The organism is Nonomuraea monospora (genome assembly GCF_039531895.1).
In the GTDB taxonomy this organism is placed as follows: domain Bacteria; phylum Actinomycetota; class Actinomycetes; order Streptosporangiales; family Streptosporangiaceae; genus Nonomuraea; species Nonomuraea monospora.
Map to the genome: position 1 here is coordinate 25,337 of NZ_BAAAQX010000039.1, position 20,533 is coordinate 45,869.

The 20,533-nt window shown below is 68.9% G+C and carries 13 protein-coding genes; 6 read left to right on the forward strand and 7 right to left on the reverse strand.

Annotated elements, in window-relative coordinates; genetic code table 11:
- Window positions 1–143 precede the first annotated feature (143 nt).
- Window positions 144–1,001: an SAM-dependent methyltransferase gene (locus tag ABD331_RS47860; protein ID WP_344491301.1), complete on the reverse strand. Its 858-nt coding sequence runs from the start codon at window positions 999–1,001 to the stop codon at window positions 144–146.
- 539 nt (window positions 1,002–1,540) lie between these two features.
- Between ABD331_RS47860 and ABD331_RS47865 the strand changes: the two genes are divergently transcribed.
- Both ABD331_RS47865 and ABD331_RS47870 read left to right on the forward strand, forming a co-directional pair.
- Complete coding sequence (locus ABD331_RS47865) at window positions 1,541–2,872, forward strand: extracellular catalytic domain type 1 short-chain-length polyhydroxyalkanoate depolymerase (protein WP_344491304.1); 1,332 nt, start codon at window positions 1,541–1,543, stop codon at window positions 2,870–2,872.
- Window positions 2,873–2,943: 71 nt separating this feature from the next.
- Window positions 2,944–4,074, forward strand: coding sequence for a ricin-type beta-trefoil lectin domain protein (locus tag ABD331_RS47870; RefSeq protein ID WP_344491307.1), 1,131 nt, complete (start codon window positions 2,944–2,946; stop codon window positions 4,072–4,074).
- A gap of 49 nt (window positions 4,075–4,123) precedes the next feature.
- Here the strand turns inward: ABD331_RS47870 and ABD331_RS47875 are convergent, their stop codons facing one another.
- The 3 genes from ABD331_RS47875 to ABD331_RS47885 form a co-directional block, all read right to left on the reverse strand.
- Window positions 4,124–5,140 carry a LacI family DNA-binding transcriptional regulator gene (locus tag ABD331_RS47875; RefSeq protein WP_344491310.1) on the reverse strand — a complete coding sequence of 339 codons (1,017 nt, stop codon included), beginning with the start codon at window positions 5,138–5,140 and terminating at the stop codon, window positions 4,124–4,126.
- A gap of 259 nt (window positions 5,141–5,399) precedes the next feature.
- Window positions 5,400–6,404 carry a LacI family DNA-binding transcriptional regulator gene (locus ABD331_RS47880; protein ID WP_344491313.1) on the reverse strand — a complete coding sequence of 335 codons (1,005 nt, stop codon included), beginning with the start codon at window positions 6,402–6,404 and terminating at the stop codon, window positions 5,400–5,402.
- A 215-nt stretch (window positions 6,405–6,619) separates the two neighbouring features.
- The gene (locus tag ABD331_RS47885; protein WP_344491316.1) at window positions 6,620–7,663 is read right to left on the reverse strand and encodes a LacI family DNA-binding transcriptional regulator; all 1,044 of its coding nucleotides are present in this window, start codon (window positions 7,661–7,663) and stop codon (window positions 6,620–6,622) included.
- Window positions 7,664–7,860: 197 nt separating this feature from the next.
- Here ABD331_RS47885 and ABD331_RS47890 point away from each other — a divergent pair, with 197 nt between their 5' ends.
- Genes ABD331_RS47890 through ABD331_RS47900 form a run of 3 tightly spaced genes read left to right on the forward strand, consistent with a single transcriptional unit; the run spans window position 7,861 to window position 10,905 of the window.
- Complete coding sequence (locus ABD331_RS47890) at window positions 7,861–9,132, forward strand: ABC transporter substrate-binding protein (protein ID WP_344491319.1); 1,272 nt, start codon at window positions 7,861–7,863, stop codon at window positions 9,130–9,132.
- A 1-nt stretch (window position 9,133) separates the two neighbouring features.
- Window positions 9,134–10,078, forward strand: coding sequence for a carbohydrate ABC transporter permease (locus ABD331_RS47895; protein WP_344491322.1), 945 nt, complete (start codon window positions 9,134–9,136; stop codon window positions 10,076–10,078).
- On the forward strand, window positions 10,078–10,905 hold the full coding sequence (locus tag ABD331_RS47900) for a carbohydrate ABC transporter permease (RefSeq protein ID WP_344491325.1): 828 nt from the start codon (window positions 10,078–10,080) through the stop codon (window positions 10,903–10,905). Before ABD331_RS47895 ends, ABD331_RS47900 begins: the two co-directional genes overlap by 1 nt.
- A 41-nt stretch (window positions 10,906–10,946) precedes the next feature.
- Here ABD331_RS47900 and ABD331_RS47905 read toward each other — a convergent pair whose 3' ends face one another.
- The 3 genes from ABD331_RS47905 to ABD331_RS47915 are packed head-to-tail and all read right to left on the reverse strand — an operon-like array spanning window position 10,947 to window position 17,124.
- Entirely contained in the window at window positions 10,947–12,392 is a 1,446-nt protein-coding gene (locus tag ABD331_RS47905; RefSeq protein ID WP_425566234.1) for a non-reducing end alpha-L-arabinofuranosidase family hydrolase, read from the reverse strand.
- Window positions 12,393–12,403: 11 nt separating this feature from the next.
- Complete coding sequence (locus tag ABD331_RS47910; RefSeq protein WP_344491328.1) at window positions 12,404–14,380, reverse strand: family 43 glycosylhydrolase; 1,977 nt, start codon at window positions 14,378–14,380, stop codon at window positions 12,404–12,406.
- Window positions 14,381–14,415: 35 nt separating this feature from the next.
- On the reverse strand, window positions 14,416–17,124 hold the full coding sequence (locus ABD331_RS47915; protein WP_344491331.1) for a beta-L-arabinofuranosidase domain-containing protein: 2,709 nt from the start codon (window positions 17,122–17,124) through the stop codon (window positions 14,416–14,418).
- Window positions 17,125–17,712: 588 nt separating this feature from the next.
- On the opposite strand from ABD331_RS47915, the gene ABD331_RS47920 reads away from it, so the two are divergent.
- Window positions 17,713–20,499 carry a glycosyl hydrolase family 95 catalytic domain-containing protein gene (locus tag ABD331_RS47920; RefSeq protein ID WP_344491334.1) on the forward strand — a complete coding sequence of 929 codons (2,787 nt, stop codon included), beginning with the start codon at window positions 17,713–17,715 and terminating at the stop codon, window positions 20,497–20,499.
- Window positions 20,500–20,533 lie beyond the last annotated feature (34 nt).

Below are 20,533 nucleotides of genomic sequence, written 5' to 3' on the forward strand. Positions count from 1 at the left end.
GACTTCGCCTGAACCTGCCCGGTCCTGACCTTCGTGCAGGCTTCCTACGGTCCCCGCGTCAAGAGCGGCGCCCGGTCGAGGCGGTTCTCCAGGTGGGCGGTGTCGGTCATGTCAGCGTCCCGCTCGGCCCACGCAGCGTGTTCTCACGGCTTGCCGGCCAGAGCGCCGTAGGCCCAGGCGTGACCACCGGGAATGAGCTCCTGGTATTCGACGGGATCCGGCCGCCATGTCACCACCTCGACGAGGCCCGGGTCCACCAGGTTCCACCCTTCGAAGAAGCGCAGGGTCTCCTCGAAGGTGCGCGGCACCATGGGGGCGGTGCTGTTGTCGTAGGGCTTGGTGAACTCCTCGCGGCGCACCTGGTCGGTGAAGTCGAGCGTGATGTGCGACAGCAGCAGGTGACTGCCGCTGGGCACCGCGGCCTTGAGCTGTTCGACCAGCTCGTACGGTTTTTCCTCGTCGGTGATGAAGTGCATGACGCCGGCCAGGATGACGCCGACGGGACGGGTGAAGTCGATCACGCGCTGCACCGCGGGATCGGCCAGGATCTTCTCCGGCCGGCGCAGGTCCGCCTCGATCATGTCGGTCGTGCCCGCGGGGTCGCCGGTGAGCAGGGCGCGGCCGTGGACCAGGACGATCGGGTCGTTGTCCACATAGGCCACCCGGGCCTCGGGAATGATCTTCTGGGCGATCGTGTGGGTGTTGTCCTGGGTGGGGATCCCGGTGCCGATGTCCAGGAACTGGGTGATGCCGGCCTCGGCCGCCAGATACCGCACTGCCCGGCCCAGGAAGGCGCGATGTGCGCGTACGCCCTCGCGCGTGCCCGGCGACACCTCGATGAGCGCCTCGGCGGCCTTGCGGTCGGCGGCGAAGTGGTCTTTGCCGCCGAGTAAGTAGTCATATATGCGAGCCGGATGAGGAATGTGAGGGTTGATTCTCGCGGCCGGAGCGTCGGTGTTCGGGGAGGCCGGTGGATCTGTCACACCGTCGCTGTGCGTCATCTTCTCTTCCTTGTCATCGGCGGCCTTGCGTGAGGGCCAGAGAATTCCGGACGCGCTTCGACCGTATGTTTCGTTGCCCGGTCCGGCGTTACGGCGCAGGCCACGCGCGAATGCGCGCCGCAGCCGCCTCGGCCGCGAAATCCACCGGCCCGGCAGGAGAGATCACTTCGGGCACCCAGTTTGGCACTTCCTCGATAGTTGTCAAGGAAGAGGTCGAAACGTTCGGCGACCTCCGACCTGGCCTGCGCCGGTTGTGCTGGTAGAGCGCGGGGTTCGGCGCTTCGGTCGGGATCTCGCGATGCAGCGCTCATGGAAGTTTCACGGCCATCCTTCCGCAGGTGAAAACGCATTCTGACGCAATAGTGCGAGGTAAGCCTGTCCGGCTGCGGTCCTCAGTGGATGCCGCAAGCTACGGGGCTCTTGACAGTATCTTTCTGCATCAGATTTGCTGCGTCTCACTACCTTCACCGACCTAAGAGTTCCACCGTCAGAATTGTTAGCGCTAACAAAGCGAGTGGCACTCAGTGGAAGGACATCGTGTGATCCGAGCATTACGCAGAGCACTCGCAGCCGTCGCCGCACCCCTGCTGGCCGCCGCCCTGCTGTTGGGAGCCCAGCCGGCCCAAGCAGCGTCGCTCACGCGCGTGACCGGGTTCGGCAACAACCCGACCAACCTGAACATGTACCTGTACGTCCCGGACCGGGTCGCGGTGAAGCCGGCGCTGCTGGTCATGGTGCACTACTGCACCGGCTCGGCCGCCGGGGTGTTCAACGGTGTCGGCCACGACTACGTCACCGCCGCCGACCGGTACGGATACCTCATCGTGGTGCCGGAGGCCACCCGCAGCGGTCAGTGCTTCGACGTCTCCACCCCGGCAGCCCTGACGCGCGACGGCGGCGGCGACTCGACCGGCATCATGTCGATGGTCGCCTACGCCCGGCAGCGCTACGACATCGATCCCGCCAAGATCGTGGTCAGCGGCTTCTCCTCGGGCGCGATGATGACCAACGTGCTGGCCGCGCAGTACCCCGAGGTGTTCTCGGCCGCCGCGGCGTTCTCCGGCGTCCCGGCCGGATGCTTCGCCACCACCAACGGGTCGCTGTGGAACAGCCAGTGCTCCGGCGGCCAGCTCGTCAAGACCGCCCAGCAGTGGGGCGACCAGGCCCGCGCCATGTACCCCGGCTACAGCGGGCGCTACCCGCGGATGCAGTTATGGCACGGCACCACCGATACCACGCTGGCCTACGCCAACTTCGGCGAGGCGATCAAGCAGTGGACCAACCTGAACGGGGTGAACCAGGCCCCGGCACTCACCGACAGCCCGGCTCCGGGCGTCACCCGGACCCGGTACGGCGGCACCGGCGACCGCCCCCCCGTCGAGGGGTTCAGCTTCGCGGGCTACGGTCACTCCCTGCCGTTGACGGGCATGTTCCCCCACGCCCTGTCCTTCCTCGGCCTCGACACGTCCTCGCCGGACCCGACGGCCGGTGGCCAGATCAAGAACGTGGCGTCAGGCAAGTGTGTCGACGTCGCCGGCGCCTCGCAGGCCAACGGCGCGCAGGCGCAGATCTGGGATTGCCACGGACAGGCCAACCAGCAGTGGACGCCCACCGCCTCCGGTGAGCTGCGCGTCTACGGCGGCAAGTGCCTGGACGTCAGCGGCCGGGCCACCGCCGACGGCAGCAGCGTGATCATCTGGGACTGCAGCGGCCAGAGCAACCAGCAGTGGCGCCTCAACAGCGACGGCAGCATCACCGCCGTGGGTGCGAACAAGTGCCTGGACGCGCCCAGCTACTCCACGGCCAACGGCGTCAGGCTCCAGATCTACACCTGCCACGACGGCGCCAACCAGCGCTGGACCCGCACCTGAGCCCAGCGGCGCCACCAGGCGGCGCGCCATAGCACTTCAGCGATGACAGACATGACCACAGGGAGGTCCTGGTGTCCGCAGCACAGAGGTCGTGGAAGGACAGGTGGGCCGCCGTGCTCGCCATGATGGCGTTGCTGGTGGCCGGCACCGTGATGGGTGCGGGGGCCGCCGCCGCCGAGTCGAACGGCGGGGTACGGGTCATGCCGCTCGGCGACTCGATCACCGAGGGCACGCAGGTGCCGGGTGGGTACCGGATCGGCTTATGGCAGCGCCTGGCCGGCGGTCGCTACACGATCGACTTCGTCGGCTCGCAGTTCAATGGGCCCGGCAACCTGGGCGACCACGATCACGAGGGCCATCCGGGCTGGCGGATCGACCAGATCGACGCCAACATCACCGGCTGGCTGCGTACATACACGCCGCGCACGGTGCTGCTCCACCTGGGCACCAACGACATCCTGCAGAACTACAACGTGGCTGGCGCCCCGCAACGGCTGTCCACGCTGATCGACCACATCACCGCGGCCGTGCCCGACGCGGACGTCTTAGTCGCCACCATCATCCCGCTGTCCAACGCCGGTCAGGAAGCCGCCGCCCGCACGTTCAACGCGGCCGTTCCCGGCATCGTCCAGAGCAAGGCGAGCAGCGGCAAGCGCGTCCACCTGGTCGACATGCACAGCAAGCTGACCACCGCCGACCTGATCGACGGCGTCCACCCGACCGCCGGCGGTTACGACAAGATGGCCGCCGCCTGGTACGCGGCGCTGCAGTCGGTGTCCGGCAGCATCGGCCAGCCGGGGGACGGCTCCTCCGGCGCGGTCGCGATCAGAGGCGTGGGCTCGGGCCGGTGCCTCGACGTTTCCGGCGCCTCGCAGGTGAACGGCGCGCAGGCGCATATCTGGGACTGCAGCGGGCAGCCCAACCAGCAGTGGACGCCCACCGCGAGCGGTGAGCTGCGGGTCTACGGCGGCAAGTGCCTGGACGTGTCCAACCGGAGCACCGCCGACGCCGCCGGCGTCGGCATCTGGGACTGCAACGGCCAGAGCAACCAGCAATGGCGCTTCAACGCCGACGGCACGATCACCGCGGTGGGCGCCAACAAGTGCCTGGACGTGCCCAGCTACTCCACGGCCAACGGCGTCAAGCTCCAGATCTACACCTGCCACACCGGCACCAACCAGCGCTGGACCCGCGTCGGCTGACGACCTCGCCCCCTCCCGCACCTGCCGCTTCCAGCGGGCGCGCCCCGGTTCAGGCAGGTGGGGGAGGAGCGGTGCTCTCGCGGACGACGAGTTCGGTGGCCAGCTCGACGCGGTTCTGCGGCAGCGGCTCGCCTTGAGCGAGGGTCAGCAGCATCGTGGTGGCGGCGGCGGCCATGTCGGTGAGGGGCTGGCGGATGGTGGTGAGCGGCGGGATGGTCCACCGGATGGACGGCATGTCGTCGAAGCCGATGACGCTGAGGTCGTCGGGGATGCGCAGGTCGAGCTGGTGGGCGGCGTGGTAGACGCCGATGGCCTGGCCGTCGTTGGTGGCGAAGATGGCGGTGGGCGGGTCGGGCAGGCGTAGCAGACGGTGCGCCTCGGCCAGGCCGCCTTCGATGAGGAAGTCGCCGCGGCCGATGAGTGCCGGGTCGGCGGGCAGGCCCGCCATGTCGAGGGCGGTGCGGTAGCCGTCGAGGCGGGCCCGGCTGGACAAGGCGTTGTCGGGCCCGGTGATGATGGCGATGCGGCGATGCCCGAGCTCCAGGAGGTGGCGGGTGGCGGTGAGGCCGCCGTTCCAGTTACCGGCCCCGACGGAGGGGATGTTCCGCGCCGGTGCGTCGGCCGGGTCCAGCAGGACGAGGGGGATCTCACGCCGGGCGAGCTGCTCGTGCTGAGGTTCGGTCAGGCCGGAGAACACCGCGATCACGCCGCTCGGGCGGCGTCGCAGCACGCCTTCCAGCCACTCGTCCGCCGCGTCGGGGTCGCGGCGCAGGTCCGAGATGCCCACCGTGAGGTCGTGCTGCCGCGCGACCTGCGCCACCCCTTTGGTGATCTCGACGGGGTAGTCGCCCTCCAGCGCGTGGAAGACCAGCTCGACCAGGCCGGTCGGGGTGGAGCGGCGGCGCTGGCGGCGGTAGCCGTGCCGGCGGATCAGCTCCTCCACGGCGGCGCGGGTTTCGGCCGACACCTCGGAACGGCCGTTCACGACCTTGGAGACCGTCGCGGTGGAGACACCGGCCAGCTCGGCGAGCTGGGCGATGGTGAGAGGGGACGACTCCGTGGTCATGGCGGCAGTCTAGTCACGCGGGGCGGCAGGGCGGGCGCTGCCGCCTCGTCAAGATCAATGTTCTGCTCTCCGGGCTCGTGCGGCGAGAAGGCGATCACGTCCGCCTTCCGCTGGATGCAGGAGCCCCCGACCGCGATCAGGATGAGCGCTGACCTTCTCAAGGCTGGCCGGAAAGATGATCAGGATGAGCGCTTGAGGCTGGCTGGTGAGGTCGATCAGGATGAGCGCTGACCTTATCGAGGCTGGCCGGTGAGGTCGATCAGGGGAGCCGAGCGGTTCTCGCCCTGTCGGTGCTGTCCCGGGCGATGAGCTGCGGGGGAACGACCAGGTGCTCGTGGCCGGACGCCCCGGCCGGATCGATCTGCTTGAGCAGCAGGCCGATGCTGAGGCGGCCGACCTCGCCGAAGTCCTGCCTGACCGTGGTCAGCGGAGGAGTGAAGTACGCCGCCTCCGGGATGTCGTCGAAGCCCACCACGCTCACCTGCCCGGGCACCTGGACGCCGCTCTCCGAGAACGCCCGCAGCAGGCCGAGCGCCATCTGGTCGTTGGCCACCAGCACCGCGGTGACGTCGGCGACGCGGCCGGCCAGCGCTCTGCCGGCGCGGTAGCCGGACGCGGGGGTCCAGTCGCCCGCCAGCGGGTCGGGGACGGTGCGTCCGGCAGCCGACAGCGCGGCTCGCCAGCCTTCGCGCCGTCCCTCCGCCTCCAGCCAGTCGTCCGGCCCGCTGACGTGCCAGACGGTTTCGTGACCGAGGCCGAGCAGGTAGGCGGTCGCCTGCCGGGCGCCGGCGAACTGGTCCACGCTGACCACCGGCACGTGGCCTTCGTGGCGGCCTTCGACCGCCACCGCCGGCAGTCCCGGGGGCAGGTCGGCGAGTGCTTCGGCGGCGGCGTGTTGCGGTGCGACCACGACGACGCCGTCCACTCCCTGGGCGGCCAGGTGGCCGATGGCCTCGTTGACGCCGGCCCTGTCGATGGTGCGCAGGCTCATGATGGTGACGAAGTAGCCGGCTTCCCTGGCAGCTCGCTCGATGCCGTGGACCGTGCTGGCCGGGCCGTACAGGATGGTGTCGAAGCTGACCACGCCGAGCCTGTGCGAGCGGCGGGTGACCAGCGCCCGCGCGGTCATGTTACGGCGGTAGCCGAGAACGTCGATGGCGTGCAGGACCCGCGCCCGTGTCTCCGCGCGGACCCTGGGATGCCCGTTGAGCACCCGCGAGACGGTCTGGTGTGACACGCCGGCGAGTCTGGCGACGTCGGCCATGACCGGTGAACGGTGCTCGGCGGGTGGCCCCAATGCTTTCCTCTCCGGCGGCGGGCTGTGGGTGGGGGGAGCGGCTTCATGCGTGGGGAACTCCTCGGCGTCACACGGTTGTTAGCGTTAACATCACGAGTACGGTTCGCGGCCTGGGCGACACGCTAGGTCGCCGCGCCGAAAGCTGTCAAGGATAGTTTTCGGCAAAACTCGATTAACTTTCGTCAGCCGATCGGCCGCCCGGTGCTCTCCCTGATGATCAGTTCTGTGCCGAGTTCCACGCGATGCTGCGTCAGCAGCTCGCCCCGAGCGAGCTTGAGCAGCATCTCGGTGGCCGTGGCGGCCATCTCGGCGAGTGGCTGACGGATGGTGGTCAGCGGCGGGTTCATCCAGCGGGCCGCGGGCAGGTCGTCGAAGCCCACCACGCTCACGTCGTCGGGGATGCGCAGGCCGAGCAGGTGGGCGGCGCGATAGACGCCGCAGGCCTGGCCGTCGTTGCAGGTGAAGATGGCCGTGGGCGGGTCGGGCAGCCGCAGCATGCGCTCGGCCTCGGCGAGGCCGCCCTCGACGAGGAAGTCTCCCCGGCCGATCAGCTCAGGGTCGGCGGGGACGCCGGCCATGTCGAGCGCGGTGCGGAAGGCGTCCAGCCGGGCCCGGCTGGGCAGGGCGTGGCCGGGCCCGGCGATGGCGGCGATGCGCCGGTGCCCGAGATCGAGCAGGTGGCGGGTCGCCAGCAGCCCGCCGTTCCAGTTGCTCGCGCCCACCGAAGGGGCCTGAGGTGCGGGATCACCCCTCGGGTCGAGCAGGACGAGCGGGATGCCGCGGGTGGCGAGCTGCTCGCGCTGAGCCTCGGTCAGGCTGGAGAACACCGAGATCACGCCGGTGGGACGGCGGCTCAGCACGCCTTCGATCCAGCCCTTGCCCGGAGTGTCGCGGCGGTGCAGCTGCGAGAGCACCACGGCCAGCCGGTGCTTGCGCGTCACCCGCTCGACCCCTCTGGCGATCTCGGTGGGGTACTCGCCCTCCAGCGCGTGGAAGACCAGCTCCACCAGGGGCGCGGCGGTCGTGCGGCGGCGTTGCGGCCGGTAGCCGTGCTCGCGGATGAGCCGCTCGACGAGGGCCCGGGTCTCGGGCCCGACCTCGGCGCGGCCGTTGACGACCTTCGACACGGTGGCGATGGAGACGTGGGCCAGCTCGGCGAGCTGGGCGATGGTCAACGGCGGGGACTTGGCGGCGCCGTCGTCGGACGGGCCAGCGGCCGTGCTCATGCCGGGATTCTAACGACCGTTTTCGGTGCTTACGCTCTCACGTTTCGGCGTTCTTGCGGGCAGGTTCTTGACGAGTTTCCGACACCGCACGTATGGTCCCCGAATTAACTATCGTGCTTGCTTCCGAAAGTTTCAGAGCAGCGAGTGTCTCACGAACCCCCCGTCCATGGGACGCACGACTCAGGAAGAGATGACCTGTGAAGCTCCGTACCGCCACCCCGATCGTGCTCGCCGCAGCGCTCGTCCTGACCACCGCCGCCTGCGGTGGTGGCGGCGCGACGCAACCCTCAGGCGACGGCAAGTCGTTTGAGTTCTGGTCCTTCAGCGGCATCAACCAGAAGCAGTCCGTCGAGGACTACAAGAAGATCAATCCGAGCGTGCAGGTGAAGCTCACCGAGGTGGGCACCTCCACGGAGACCGCGCAGGCGCTGACCACGGCGCTGGCCGGCGGCAAGGTGCCCGACCTGGTGCTCATCCAGGGCGACGACCTGCCGAAGTTCGTCCAGCAGCCGCAGAACTTCCAGGACCTGCGGCAGTACGGCGCCGACAAGATCAAGGGCGACTACCTCGACTGGGTGATCAGCCAGCCCACGGCCAAGACGGGCGAGATCATCGGCATCCCCACCGACGTCGGCGGCATGGCGGTGGCCTACAGGACCGACCTGTTCAAGGAGGCCGGGCTGCCCACCGACCGCGACGAGGTGAGCAAGCTCTGGCCGACCTGGGACGCCTTCATCGAGACCGGCAAGAAGTACACCGCCGCCACCGGCAAGGCGTTCGTCGACAACGCCGGCACCAGCGTCTTCTACCAGGCCGTCAACCAGGGCCCCGAGAAGTACCACGACCCTTCGGGCAACGTCGTGTACGCCACCAGCCCGCAGGTCAAGACGGCGTTCGACCTGGGGATCAAGGCGGCGCAGGCCGGCATCACCGCCAAGCAGAGCTCCTTCGAGGACGGGTGGAGCGCCGCCATGGGCAAGGGCGACTACGCCGTCATCTCCGCGCCGTCTTGGCTGCTCGGCCAGATCCGCAGCAACGCCCCAGCCACCAAGGGCAAGTGGGACGTCGCCAAGATCCCCGGCGGCGCCGGCAACTGGGGCGGCAGCTACCTGGCCATTCCCAAGGGCGCGGCCAACCCGAAGGCGGCCTGGGACTACATCTCCAAGATGCAGTCGCCGCAGGGCCAGCTCGAGCACTTCGTCGGCTCGGGCGCGCTGCCCACCACCCCGTCCGTGTACCAGGACCCGAAGCTTCTCGGGGCGAAGGACCCGTTCTTCTCCGACGCGCCCATCGGCAAGATCTACACCGACTCGCTGCTCGGGCTCAAGCCGTTCCTCATCGGCCCGGAGAGCGCGGCCATCGGCCAGGAGTTCCTGAACGCGATCACCAACGTCGAGCAGGGCAAGGGCGATCCGGCCACGGCCTGGGACACGGCGCTGGCCAACATCAAGACCGCGATCGGCAAGTGACATGACCACGACGCTCAGCCCGCCCCGGGTCATACCCGAGACCGAGGGGCGGGTGCGGCAGAGCCTGGGCGAGCGGGTGGCCCCGTACGCCTACATCGCGCCGTTCTTCCTCCTGTTCGCGGTCTTCGGGCTGTTCCCGCTGCTGTTCACCTTCTACATCGCGCTGTTCGACTGGAACCCGATCGGCGAGCACGTCTTCATCGGCTTCGACAACTTCAGCCGGCTGCTCGCCGACCCCCGGTTCTGGAACGCCGTCTGGAACACGATCAGCATCTGGCTGCTGTCCACCGTGCCGCAGCTCCTGGTGGCGCTGGTGCTCGCGCACCTGCTCAACCACGCCAGGCTGCGGCTGGCGGTCTTCTTCCGCATGTCGATGCTGGTGCCGTACATCACCTCGGTGGCGGCCACCACGATCGTCTTCGCCCAGATGTTCGACCGCGACTACGGCCTGCTCAACTGGCTGCTCGGGTTCGTCGGCGTGGGGCCGATCGACTTCCTGCAGTCGGTGTGGGGGAGCCACACCATGATCGCCGTGATGGTGACCTGGCGCTGGTTCGGCTACACCACGCTGCTCTACCTGGCCTCGCTGCAGGCCGTGCCCCGGACGATCTACGAGGCCGCCGCGGTGGACGGCGCCGGCGCCTGGAAGCAGTTCCGGCACATCTCCATCCCGTCGCTGCGCCCGGTCATCGTGTTCACCATCGTCACCTCCACCATCGGCGGCCTGCAGATCTTCACCGAGCCGCTGCTCGCCTCCCGCTCCGCGCCGCTGACCTGCGGTCCGGTACGGCAGTGCCAGACGCTCACGCTCTTCCTGTACGAGCAGGGCTTCGGCCAGTTCCAGTTCGGCTACGGCGCGGCCATCGGCGTGGCCCTGTTCGTGCTGATCATCGCCGTCGCGGCGCTCAACTACGTCCTGTCCGCCCGTATCCGCCCGGAGCGATGATGAAGAGAGCCGACCGGGTCCGCTGGTGGACCTATCTGCTGCTCGCGGCGGCCACGCTGGCCTGCGCGTTCCCGCTGTACTGGATGTTCGTGGTGGCCACGACGGACACGGCGGCCGCCACCAAGCTGCCGCCGGAGATCGTGCCAGGGGGGAACTTCTTCCACCTGGCCGGGCTCGTGTTCTCGACCGTGCCGTTCGTGCGCTCGATCCTCAACAGCTTCGTGGTGGCCGGCACGATCGGCGTGGGCCACGCCCTGCTCTGCTCGCTGGCCGGGTTCGCCTTCGCCAAGCTCCGCTTTCGCGGGCGTAACGTGCTGTTCCTCATCGTCGTGCTGACCATGACCGTGCCGACCCAGCTCGCCGTCATCCCGCAGTACATGATCATCTCTTCGCTGGGCTGGGTGGACACGCTGCAGGCGCTCATCGTGCCGGGGCTGGCCAGCGCGTTCGGCATCTTCTGGATGCGCCAGCACCTGGCCACCACCATCAGCGACGAGATCCTCCAGGCCGCCCGCATCGACGGGGCCGGCACCTGGCAGATCTTCTGGCGGATCGCGTTCCCGCTGGTGCGGCCGGCCGCGTTCGTGCTCGGGCTGCTCGGGTTCGTCACCGCCTGGAACGACTTCCTGTGGCCGTTCATCGTGCTGAAGTCGCCCGAGATGTACACCGCGCAGATCGCCATCAAGGCGCTGCAGAACAGCTTCACGATCGATCTCGGCCTGGCCATGTCCGGCTCGTTCCTGGCCACCCTGCCGCTGATCGTGCTGTTCGTCTTCGTCGGCAGACGCATGGTGGCCGGGATCATGGACGGCGCCTTCAAGGGCTGACCCGTGAGAGGCGGCCCGGAGACCCGGGCCGCCTCGGCAGGTCAGCGCTGGAGTGTCAGCAGGCCGGGACGGTAGGGCAGGAGACCGTAGTCGCCGCCGGAGTTGGGGCTGCGGCCCTGGTAGAGCAGTTGCAGGTTGCAGGGGTCGACGGTGAAGGTCTGGTCGGCGCTGGTGCGGATCAGCTCACCGTGGCTGATGTCGTTGGTCCAGGTGGCGCCGCTGTTGGCCTTGCCGGCGAAGGGGTTGCCCTCGGTGGCGGCCTGCGGCGTCCAGGAGCCGTTGAGGCTGGTGGCGGTGAAGGAGCGGAAGTAGCGGCCCTGCGCGCCGATCGCCTCGACGATCATGAGGTACTTGTTCAGGCCCTGGAGCTTGTAGACCTGGACGGCTTCGAACAGGTTGTTGGTCGTGTCGCTCATGATCACGGTGGAGGTGCTGCCGAAGCTGCCGGGGAAGTTCCCGATCGGCATGCTGGCGCGGTAGATCTTGCCGTTGTCGCCGGCGAAGAACAGGTACATGTTCGTGTCGTCACCGATCACGGTCTGGTCGATCGGGCCGGTGCCGGAGCCGGAGATGCTGCCGGAGAAGAGCGTCTGCGCCGCCGACCAGCCGTTGGGGTTGCTCGGGTCGCTGGACGTGCGGTAGGAGAACGCGGGGCCGCCCCACTGGTAGGCCAGCACCCAGACGTTCTTCGGCGCGAAGTAGAAGAGCGTGGGCGCGACGGTGGCGTTGTTCATGGTGTTCTGGCTGGCGGAGGCCATCTCCGACCAGTTGGTGAACGGGGTGAAGTTCATCGAGCCCCACGCCGTGCCGGTGTTGTGGGTGGTGGCGTAGACGAGGTGCTTGCCGTTGTAGGGCGCGACGGTGAAGTCCTTGAGCGAGACCCAGCCCGACTTCGGCTGGGCCAGCGCGCCGGTCGAGGTCCAGCGGTAGGACGAGGGCAGGTCGCACTGCCCGGGGTTGCCGGTGCCGCCGTCCACCTTGACGAGCTGCCACTGCTGGTTGGCGCCGCCCCAGTCGTCGTACTGGACGATGTTGCCGCCGTCGGCGGTGGAGGCGCCCTGCACTTCGAGGGCCTTGTTGCTGTTGCGGTTGATGAAGCGCACGTAGCCGCTGTCGGAGTCGGCCAGCCGCCACTGCTGGTTGGTGCCGTTCAGGTCGGACCACTGCACGATGGAGCCGCCGTTGGCGGTGGAGAAGTTGTAGACGTCCAGAACCTTGCCGGAGTGGCGGGACTTGATGCGGTAGTAGCCGCCGCCTGAGTCGACGAACTGCCACTGCTGCTGGTTCTGGTTGTTACGGGTCCACTGGGTGATGCGGGCGCCGTCGTTGGTGGCCAGGTTGTAGACGTCCACGGCCTTGCCGCTGTTGCGGTTGACCAGGACGTACCAGGCGTTGGTGTCGACGGTGGCCGCGTCGGCGGGCTGCACGGCGATGAGCAGGCTCGCCAGTAACGTGGCCACCGTGGCCAGAATGGATCGGAGTTTCACAGGGTCTCTCCTCAGGGGGTGGTGAGGTCGAAGCGGCGCACGGTGACCGCGCCGCCGAGGGACTGGGTGGCGTAGTTGAAGATCCCGAAGCGGTAGCCCATGAAGAACTGCCAGGCGTTGTTCAACGTGAAGGCCGGGCCGAGGCTCGTGAAGGTGGTGCCGTCGGTGCTGTAGGAGAAGCGGGCCTGCCGGCCGGAGCCGGGCCGGATGTCGGCGTTGACCCGCAGCCAGATCCGGCCGCCGGAGACGTTCGCGCCGGCCGCCTCGGTGCCGGTGCCGGTCGTCTGCCACGAGCCGTTCATGGTCAGGCCGTTCGTCATCACGACCCGGTTCACGCCGTTGTCACGCCTGACGCCGATCCAGGCGGACTGGTCACGCAGCATCGCCAGCCCCGCGCGGTCGCCGTTGGCCATCTGCGAGTAGTCGAGCTCGATGGTCGCGGTCGAGGACGGGCCCTGGATGCGGTGAGTGAGCGTGTTGCGGGCGTTGTAGAGGTCGTTCGTCACGGTCGCGGTCTGCAGGCGCAGGCCGTCGCCGGTGGAGAAGCGGCTGGTGTCGGGGTTGTGGTTCCACTCCCAGCGGTGGCCGAGACCGGCCGAGGTGAAGGTGTCGGGGCCGATCATGGACGCGACGGTGCGGCTGGTCTGGATGTTCGGCTTCGGGTAGCTGGCTCCCCACGTGCCGTTGACGGTCTGCAGGACCGGCCAGTCGCCGCTCCACGTGATCGGCGCGAGCGCCGGGACACGTCCGCCGGGGTAGGCGTCGACGAACGACATGTAGTACCAGTCGCCGTTCTGCGTCTGGACGAGGCCGCCCTGGTGGGGGACGCCGCCGCCGGAGATCGGGCCGGGCAGGTCGAGCAGGACCTGGCGCATCTCGTACGGGCCCCACGGCGAGGTGGAGCGCAGCACGTACTGGCCGTTGGCCGGGCGGGTCAGCCAGATGTAGTAGTAGCCGTTGCGCTTGTAGAAGCGGGCGCCCTCCAGGGTGCCGACGCTGCTCGGGGTCTGGAAGACCTGCTGGGCGCGCACCTGGCTGAGCCCGTCCTGGGAGAGCTGGGCGACGCTGATGGTGGAGTTGCCGTAGGCGACGTACATGGTGTCGTCGGTGTCGACCAGCAGGCCGGCGTCGTAGTAGCAGTTGTTGATCTGCGAGCGTTTGGTCCAGGTGCCGTCCACGGCGGAGGCGGTGTACACGTAGGTGCGGTTGAACTCGACGCAGCCGAGCCAGTAGTAGGTGCTGTTGCTGGGCCGGTAGTTCAGGGTCGAGGCCCAGATGCCCTTCACGTACGCCCGGCCGCCGTTGAGGTCGTAGGCGTTCGAGCCGAAGTCGAGTCTCGGGACCGAGTGGCCGGCGTACTCCCAGTCGACGAGGTTGTAGGAGCGCAAGATCGGCGCGCCCGGCGAGTAGTGCATCGTCGAGGCCGAGTAGTAGTAGGCGTCGCCGACCCGGATGATGTCGCCGTCGGCGAAGTCCTGCCAGACGACTGGGTTGTTGTAGGAGCTGCTGCCGCCGCCGGTGACGGGGACGAGCTGCCACTGCTGGTTGGCGCCGCTCCAGTCGTCGTACTGGACGATGTTGCCGCCGTCGGCGGTGGAGGCGTTCTGCACTTCGAGGGCCTTACTGCTGTTGCGGTTGATCAGCCGGACGTGGCCGTCGGGGGAGTCGGCCAGGCGCCATTGCTGGTTGGCGCCGTTGTGGTCGGCCCACTGGACGACGGAGGCGCCGTTGGCCGTGGAGGCGCCGGAGACGTCCAGGACCTTGCCGGAGTGGCGGGATTTGACGCGGTAGTAGCCGCCGCCCGAGTCGACGAACTGCCACTGCTGCTGGTTGCCGTTGTTACGGGTCCACTGGGTGATCCGGCCGCCGTCGGCGGTGGACAGGTTGTAGACGTCCAGGGCCTTGCCGCTGTTGCGGTTGACCAGCACGTACCACGCGTTGGGGTCGACCGTCGCGGCCGACGCCTGGGGCGTCAGAAGCAAGCTCACGAGCGATAAGCACGCCAGGATCGCGAGCACGCGCCTCATACGAACCTCCAGAGGTTGTTGTTCGAGCCGTTGTCGTCGGCGAGCACGACCTGCGCGCCCTGCGACGTGCCGCCGACGCCGAGCACCCGGCCGCCGTTGGCGCACTGGATGCGGAACGCGGCGTTCGTCCCGTAGCGCAGCCGCCACCGGTGGTCGGCGGTGCCGTTGTCGGCCCACTGCACGACGCGCGACCCCGCGGCGGTGCCCATGTTCTCCACGCCCAGCACCTTCTGGCTGTGGGAGTTGCGCAGCCGCAGGTAGCCGCCGGTGTCCACGACGGCCGTCCACAGGTGATCGGCGGTGCCGGTGTCGCCCCACTGGACGACGAGCGCGCCGTCGGCCGTGGACATGCCGGTGACGCCGAGCACCATCCCGGTGCCCGCGTTCTGGATGCGCCGCGCCCCGTTCGGCACGAACCGCCACTGGTTGTCCGCGCTGCCGTTGTCGGAGTCCTGGACCGCCTGGGCGCCGTTGGCGGTGGAGCCGTTCAGGATGCCGAGCAGCTTGCCGCTGTGGACGTTGCGGATCTTGACGGAGCCGTCGCCCACGTCGGCGACCGTCCAGCGGTGGTCGGCGGTGCCGGTGTCACCCCACTGGAGCACCCGGGCGTTGTCCGCGGTGGACATGTTCTCGACGCCGAGCACCTTGCCGCTGTGCACGTTGCGCAACCGCAGGGCGTCGCCGTCCACGACCGGTACCCAGTCGTGGTCGGCGGTGCCGTTGTCGGTCCACTGCAGGGCCGGGCCGCCGTCGGCGGTGGACATGTTCTGGATGCCCAGGGCCAGCCCGCTCGCCGCGTTGACCAGCCGGAAGCTCGCCGCGCCCGGGCCGCCGGTGTTCCAGTAGACGACGTAGTTGTGGCCGTGCGCGTCGTGGAACGGCCCCAGCCGGACCTGCGACCCGCCGGCCGTGGCCGTGAAGGTCAGGGCGGAGGTGCCGGTGCGGGTGATCGAGGACGGGTTCAGCGCGGGGGCGGCCGGCAGGCTGGTGTTGCCGTAGTCGCCCGACAGCACGACCGGGCCGTAGGTGACGGCTTGCAGGCCGGGGTTGTCGTTGGCGGCCTTCATGACCACCCGCATGGGCAGCCGCACGGTCACGGTGTCGCCTGAGGTCCACGATCGGGTGAGGTCGGCGTAGGAGCCCGGGGTGGTGGCGATGGACTGCTGGGTTCCGTTGACGCTGACCGTCGCGCCCTGGGTCCAGGCCGGGATGCGGATCCGCATCGTCCACGATCCGCTCACGTTGCCGGTGACCTGCAACGACGTGGTGTCGCTGACCGGATAGGAGGTCGTCTGGGTGACCGTGATGCCGCGCCCGCTCCAGTCGAGCGTCGAGGGCACGAACAGGTTCACGAACAGCGTGGTGCCGTTGTGGAAGTAGATCGAGTCCACCAGCTTGGTGTTGGTCTCGATGCCGGTGCCCTGGCAGCACCAGAAGGAGTCGTAGTCGGTGCTCCAGGTGCCGCCGCCCCAGGCCGGGCCGACTCCCCGGCGTCCACCCGGGTTGAGCGGGGTGAAATAGGTGACGTGCCCGTGCGCGTCGGCCGGGTTCTGCTGCCCGATCAGGTGGTTGAGCAGGGCGTTCTCGTAGTAGTCGAAGTAGTCGGCGCGGGTGGGCGACAGCAGCCACAGCTCGCGGGTCAGCTTGAGCATGTTGTAGGTGTTGCAGGCCTCGCCGGTGTCCCTGGTCAGGTGGGCGGCGATCGCGTTGGGGGCGCGGAAGTGCTCGGCCTGGCTGTTGGAGCCGTTCACGTACGTGTGCGCGCCGACGGTCATCGACCAGGCGTTGGCGGCGATGTCGCGGTAGCGGGTGGTGCCCGTCGCCTTGTACTCGCGGGCCGCCCCGATCCACTTGGGCACCTGGGTGTTGGCGTGCAACCCGTTGAGCTGGTCCTGGCCCGAGGCCAGCGGGTTGAACACGGCCGCGTGGTCGAACCGCTGGGCCGTGGTCAGCCAGCGGGAGTCGCCGGTCATCTGGTACAGGTCGGTCAGCACGGCGTTCATGCCGCCGAACTCGGTGCCCAGCATGGCCTGCAGCTGGCCGGAGCTCAGCCTGGAGGTGCGGGTGTCCACCCAGCCGGCCAGGGCCAGCAGGACCGTCCTGGCCTGGGTGTCGCCGATCAGCCGCCAGACGTCCAGCAGCCCGGCCAGGGTCTTGTGGATGCAGTAGTACGGCACGTTGCCGTTGCTCAGGGTGCGGTTCTCCACGGCGGTGATGTCGGACTCGGGGAAGCCGGACAGGTAGCCGCTGGTGAATCCGGCGGCGCCGTTGTTGGCCTGGCATCTGGCCAGTTCCGCCACCATGCGGGCGGCCTTGTCCCGGCAGGTGGTGTCGCCGAGCACGGCGTAGGCCTGCGCCCACGCGGTCAGGAAGTGGCCCTGCATGTGGGATCGGAACGGGAAGCCGGGCGCGTCCCAGCCGCCGTTGGCCGCCGCGCCATTGGTGGACAGCCTGTGGTTGGCGCGGAAGACATACAGGAGCCGGTCGACATCGACGAAGCGCAGGTAGCTGAGGGTACGGTTCTGGTTGTCCAGCCAGCGTCCGGAGGTCAGCCGGACCTGGCCGAGGTCGAACTCGTAGGCCGAGACGCCGAGGTCGGGCCTGGCCCAGGAAAGCGCCGCGGCCAGGGCGGGGGACGCGCCGACGACCGAGAACGCGGCGGTCGCGCCCGCGGTCTGTAAGAGCTGACGACGGCTCAGGGACATGCGGAACTCCTCGGAAAGGGGGTGATGACCGGCCGCGCCATGCCTTCTGTTAGCGCTAACATCTGATGGCGTCGCCCTCCTCCGTTGGGTGCGTTGTGGCGGAGTACATCCGACGGTCCGGTCCGGCGTCAAAGAGACTCAGCTCTACCGGTTCGGGCGAGGCCGTCCCCGTGCCTTCCCGCCTGGAGTTTCACCTCCAGCGAGACCGGGCCGCGTCTCTGAAAGTTTCACAGACGTTACCAGAGAGCAACAGAGTAACTTGCGAATCTTGAAAAGTTAAGTTGCTGCCTCAAAGTTCTTGTCAACCGCCCAAGAAGAGGCGCCCTGCCCGGCGCCGGGACAGCCTACCGCTGGTCCGTGGCCTGGCCGCCAGGAATTAAGTTTCCGCCCCGACCGTGGTTGACGGGCCGCAGTCAGGGCCTTACCTTCCTCCAGGAGATCCGCGGTCCGTGACGTGCTCGTGCCCGGTAAGGCATCCACCAGCAAGGCGACTCGCATGAGTCGGCCGACGGACGAACGAGAGTCGAGATGGCTGATTTATCCCGAAGGCAAGTGTTCAAGTTCGGCGCGGCCGGAGCAGGAGCCGCGATGTTACCGCTGGGCTGGACGGCCGCCGCCCGGGCCGCCACAGCGCCCCCTCCCGAGGTGAGCGCCGCGAACGACCTGGCCCTGTGGTACGACGAGAGCGCCGGCGCCGACTGGTTGCGCGCGCTCCCGATCGGCAACGGCCGCCTGGGCGCCATGGTGTTCGGCAACACCGACACCGAGCGGTTGCAGCTCAACGAGGACACCGTGTGGGCCGGCGGCCCGTACGACCAGAGCAATCCCCGAGGGGCGGCGGCGCTGGGCCAGATCCGGCAACTGGTCTTCCAGAACCAGTGGAGCCAGGCCCAGACCCTCATCGACCAGAACATGCGAGGCACCCCGGTGGGGCAGCTGGCCTACCAGACCGTCGGTGACCTGCGGCTCGGCTTCGGCAGCGGGGCCGGCGTCACGGAGTACAACCGGTACCTGGACCTCACCACGGCCACCACGGCCGTCTCCTACCTGCACAACGGCGTCAGGTACCGGCGTGAGACGCTCGCGAGCGCGCCCGACCAGGTGATCGCCATCCGCCTGACCGCCGACCGGCCGGGCTCGATCACGTTCTCCGCGACCTTCGACAGCCCGCAGCGCACGACCCGCTCCAGCCCGGACGGCACCACGATCGGGCTCGACGGCGTCTCCGGCGACATGGAAGGAGTGGCCGGCTCCGTCCGGTTCCTCGCGCTGGCCCGCGCGGTCGCCGACGGCGGCACCGTCAGCAGCTCCGGCGGCACCCTGCAGATCAGGTCCGCCAACAGCGTGACGGTGCTGATCTCCATTGGCTCCAGCTACCGCGACTACCGCGACGCCGGCGGCGACTACCAGGGCATCGCGCGGCGCCACCTGGACGCGGCCACCGGCAGCGCCTACGACGACCTGCGCGGCCGGCACGTCGCCGACTACCAGCGGTTGTTCGGGCGCGCGACCCTGGACCTGGGCAGGACCGCGGCGGCCGACCAGCCGACCGACGTGCGGATCGCGCAGCACGCGAACACCGACGACCCGCAGTTCTCCGCGCTGCTGTTCCAGTTCGGCCGCTACCTGCTGATCAGCTCCTCCCGCCCGGGCACCCAGCCGGCCAACCTCCAGGGCATCTGGAACGACTCGCTGACGCCGTCGTGGGACTCGAAGTACACCATCAACGCGAACCTGCCGATGAACTACTGGCCGGCGGACACGACGAACCTGTCCGAATGTTACGAGCCGGTGTTCGCGATGCTCGACGAGCTGGCGGTCAGCGGCGCCCGGACGGCCCGCGTCCAGTACAACGCCGGCGGCTGGGTGACCCATCACAACACCGACGCGTGGCGGGGGACGTCGGTCGTGGACGGCGCGTTCTGGGGCATGTGGCAGACCGGCGGCGCCTGGCTGGCCACCCTCGTCTGGGACCACTACGCCTTCACCGGCGACCAGGAGTTCCTCCGGCGCCACTACCCCGCGATGAAAGGCGCCGCGCAGTTCTTCCTCGAGACCCTCGTGCAGGAGCCGAACCTCGGCTACCTGGTCACCAACCCGTCGAACTCCCCGGAACTCGCCCATCACGCGGGCGTCAGCGTCTGCGCGGGCCCCACGATGGACAACCAGATCCTGCGGGACCTGTTCAACGGCTGCGCCCAGGCAGCTCAGACGCTCGGCGTCGACGCCGACTTCCGGACGCGGGTCCTGGCCGCCAGGGACCGGCTCCCGCCGATGAAGATCGGCTCGCGCGGCAACATCCAGGAGTGGCTGTACGACTGGATCGAGACCGAGCCCGCCCACCGGCACATCTCCCACCTCTACGGCCTGCATCCCGGCAACCAGATCAGCAAGCGCGGCACCCCCGCGCTGTACACCGCCGCGCGGCGCACCCTCGAACTGCGCGGTGACGCCGGGACCGGCTGGTCACTCGCCTGGAAGATCAACTATTGGGCGCGGATGGAGGAAGGCGTCCGGGCGCACGCGCTGCTGCGCCTCCTGGTGACGACGGCCCGGCTGGCGCCGAACATGTTCGACCTGCACCCGCCGTTCCAGATCGACGGCAACTTCGGCGCCACGTCCGGAATCGCCGAGATGCTGCTGCAGAGCCACAACGGCGAGCTGCACGTGCTGCCCGCAGTGCCGCCGGCCTGGCCGAACGGCAAGGTGCGGGGCCTTCGGGGACGTGGCGGCCACACCGTGGACGCGACCTGGAGCTCCGGCGGGGCCACCGAGATCCTCATCAGGTTCGACCGTGACGGAGCGGTCAACGTACGCAACCGGATCTTCGCCGGAACCTACCAGGTGGTCGACACCACCACCGGCGCCACCGTCACCGTCACCGCACCCGAGAGTGACGTCATCAGGCTGACCGGACAGGCCGGCCGCACGTACCGGATGACCGGGTCCGGCCCCGCGCCGGCGAGTTACGTGCGGATCGCCAACGCGACCACCGGCCTGGTGCTGGACAGCGGCGGGAACGTCGCCGCCGGGTCGAACCTCAAGCAGTGGAACTGGGACGGCAGCACCAACCTGCAGTGGCAGCTCGTGGACCTGGGCGGCGGCTGGTACCGCATCGTCAACCGGACCAACGCCATGGTCATCGACAGCGGGGGCAACGCCGCCAACGGCGCCGTCGCCCGGCAGTCGGCCTGGAACGGCGGCGTTGGCCAGCAGTGGCGGCTCAACAGCACGGGCAACGGCCGGCACCAGATCATCAACCGGGGCACCGGCACCGCGCTGGACGGCATGGGCAACGGCACCGCCGGCTCCACCGTGGCGATGTGGGCGCCGAACAACAGCACCAACAACCAGTGGACGATCACGAACGTGTGAGGAGGAGAAGACGCCGCCACCCTCCCTCGGCCTC

Bases quoted from the DNA above. Each gene is read 5' to 3' on its own strand.
- ABD331_RS47895 (WP_344491322.1), top strand. From the start codon at position 9,134: ATGACCACGACGCTCAGCCCGCCCCGGGTCATACCCGAGACCGAGGGG.
- ABD331_RS47920 (WP_344491334.1), top strand. From the start codon at position 17,713: ATGTTACCGCTGGGCTGGACGGCCGCCGCCCGGGCCGCCACAGCGCCC.
- ABD331_RS47885 (WP_344491316.1), bottom strand. From the start codon at position 7,663: ATGAGCACGGCCGCTGGCCCGTCCGACGACGGCGCCGCCAAGTCCCCG.
- ABD331_RS47900 (WP_344491325.1), top strand. From the start codon at position 10,078: ATGAAGAGAGCCGACCGGGTCCGCTGGTGGACCTATCTGCTGCTCGCG.
- ABD331_RS47875 (WP_344491310.1), bottom strand. From the start codon at position 5,140: ATGACCACGGAGTCGTCCCCTCTCACCATCGCCCAGCTCGCCGAGCTG.
- ABD331_RS47915 (WP_344491331.1), bottom strand. From the start codon at position 17,124: ATGTCCCTGAGCCGTCGTCAGCTCTTACAGACCGCGGGCGCGACCGCC.
- ABD331_RS47860 (WP_344491301.1), bottom strand. From the start codon at position 1,001: ATGACGCACAGCGACGGTGTGACAGATCCACCGGCCTCCCCGAACACC.
- ABD331_RS47880 (WP_344491313.1), bottom strand. From the start codon at position 6,404: ATGGCCGACGTCGCCAGACTCGCCGGCGTGTCACACCAGACCGTCTCG.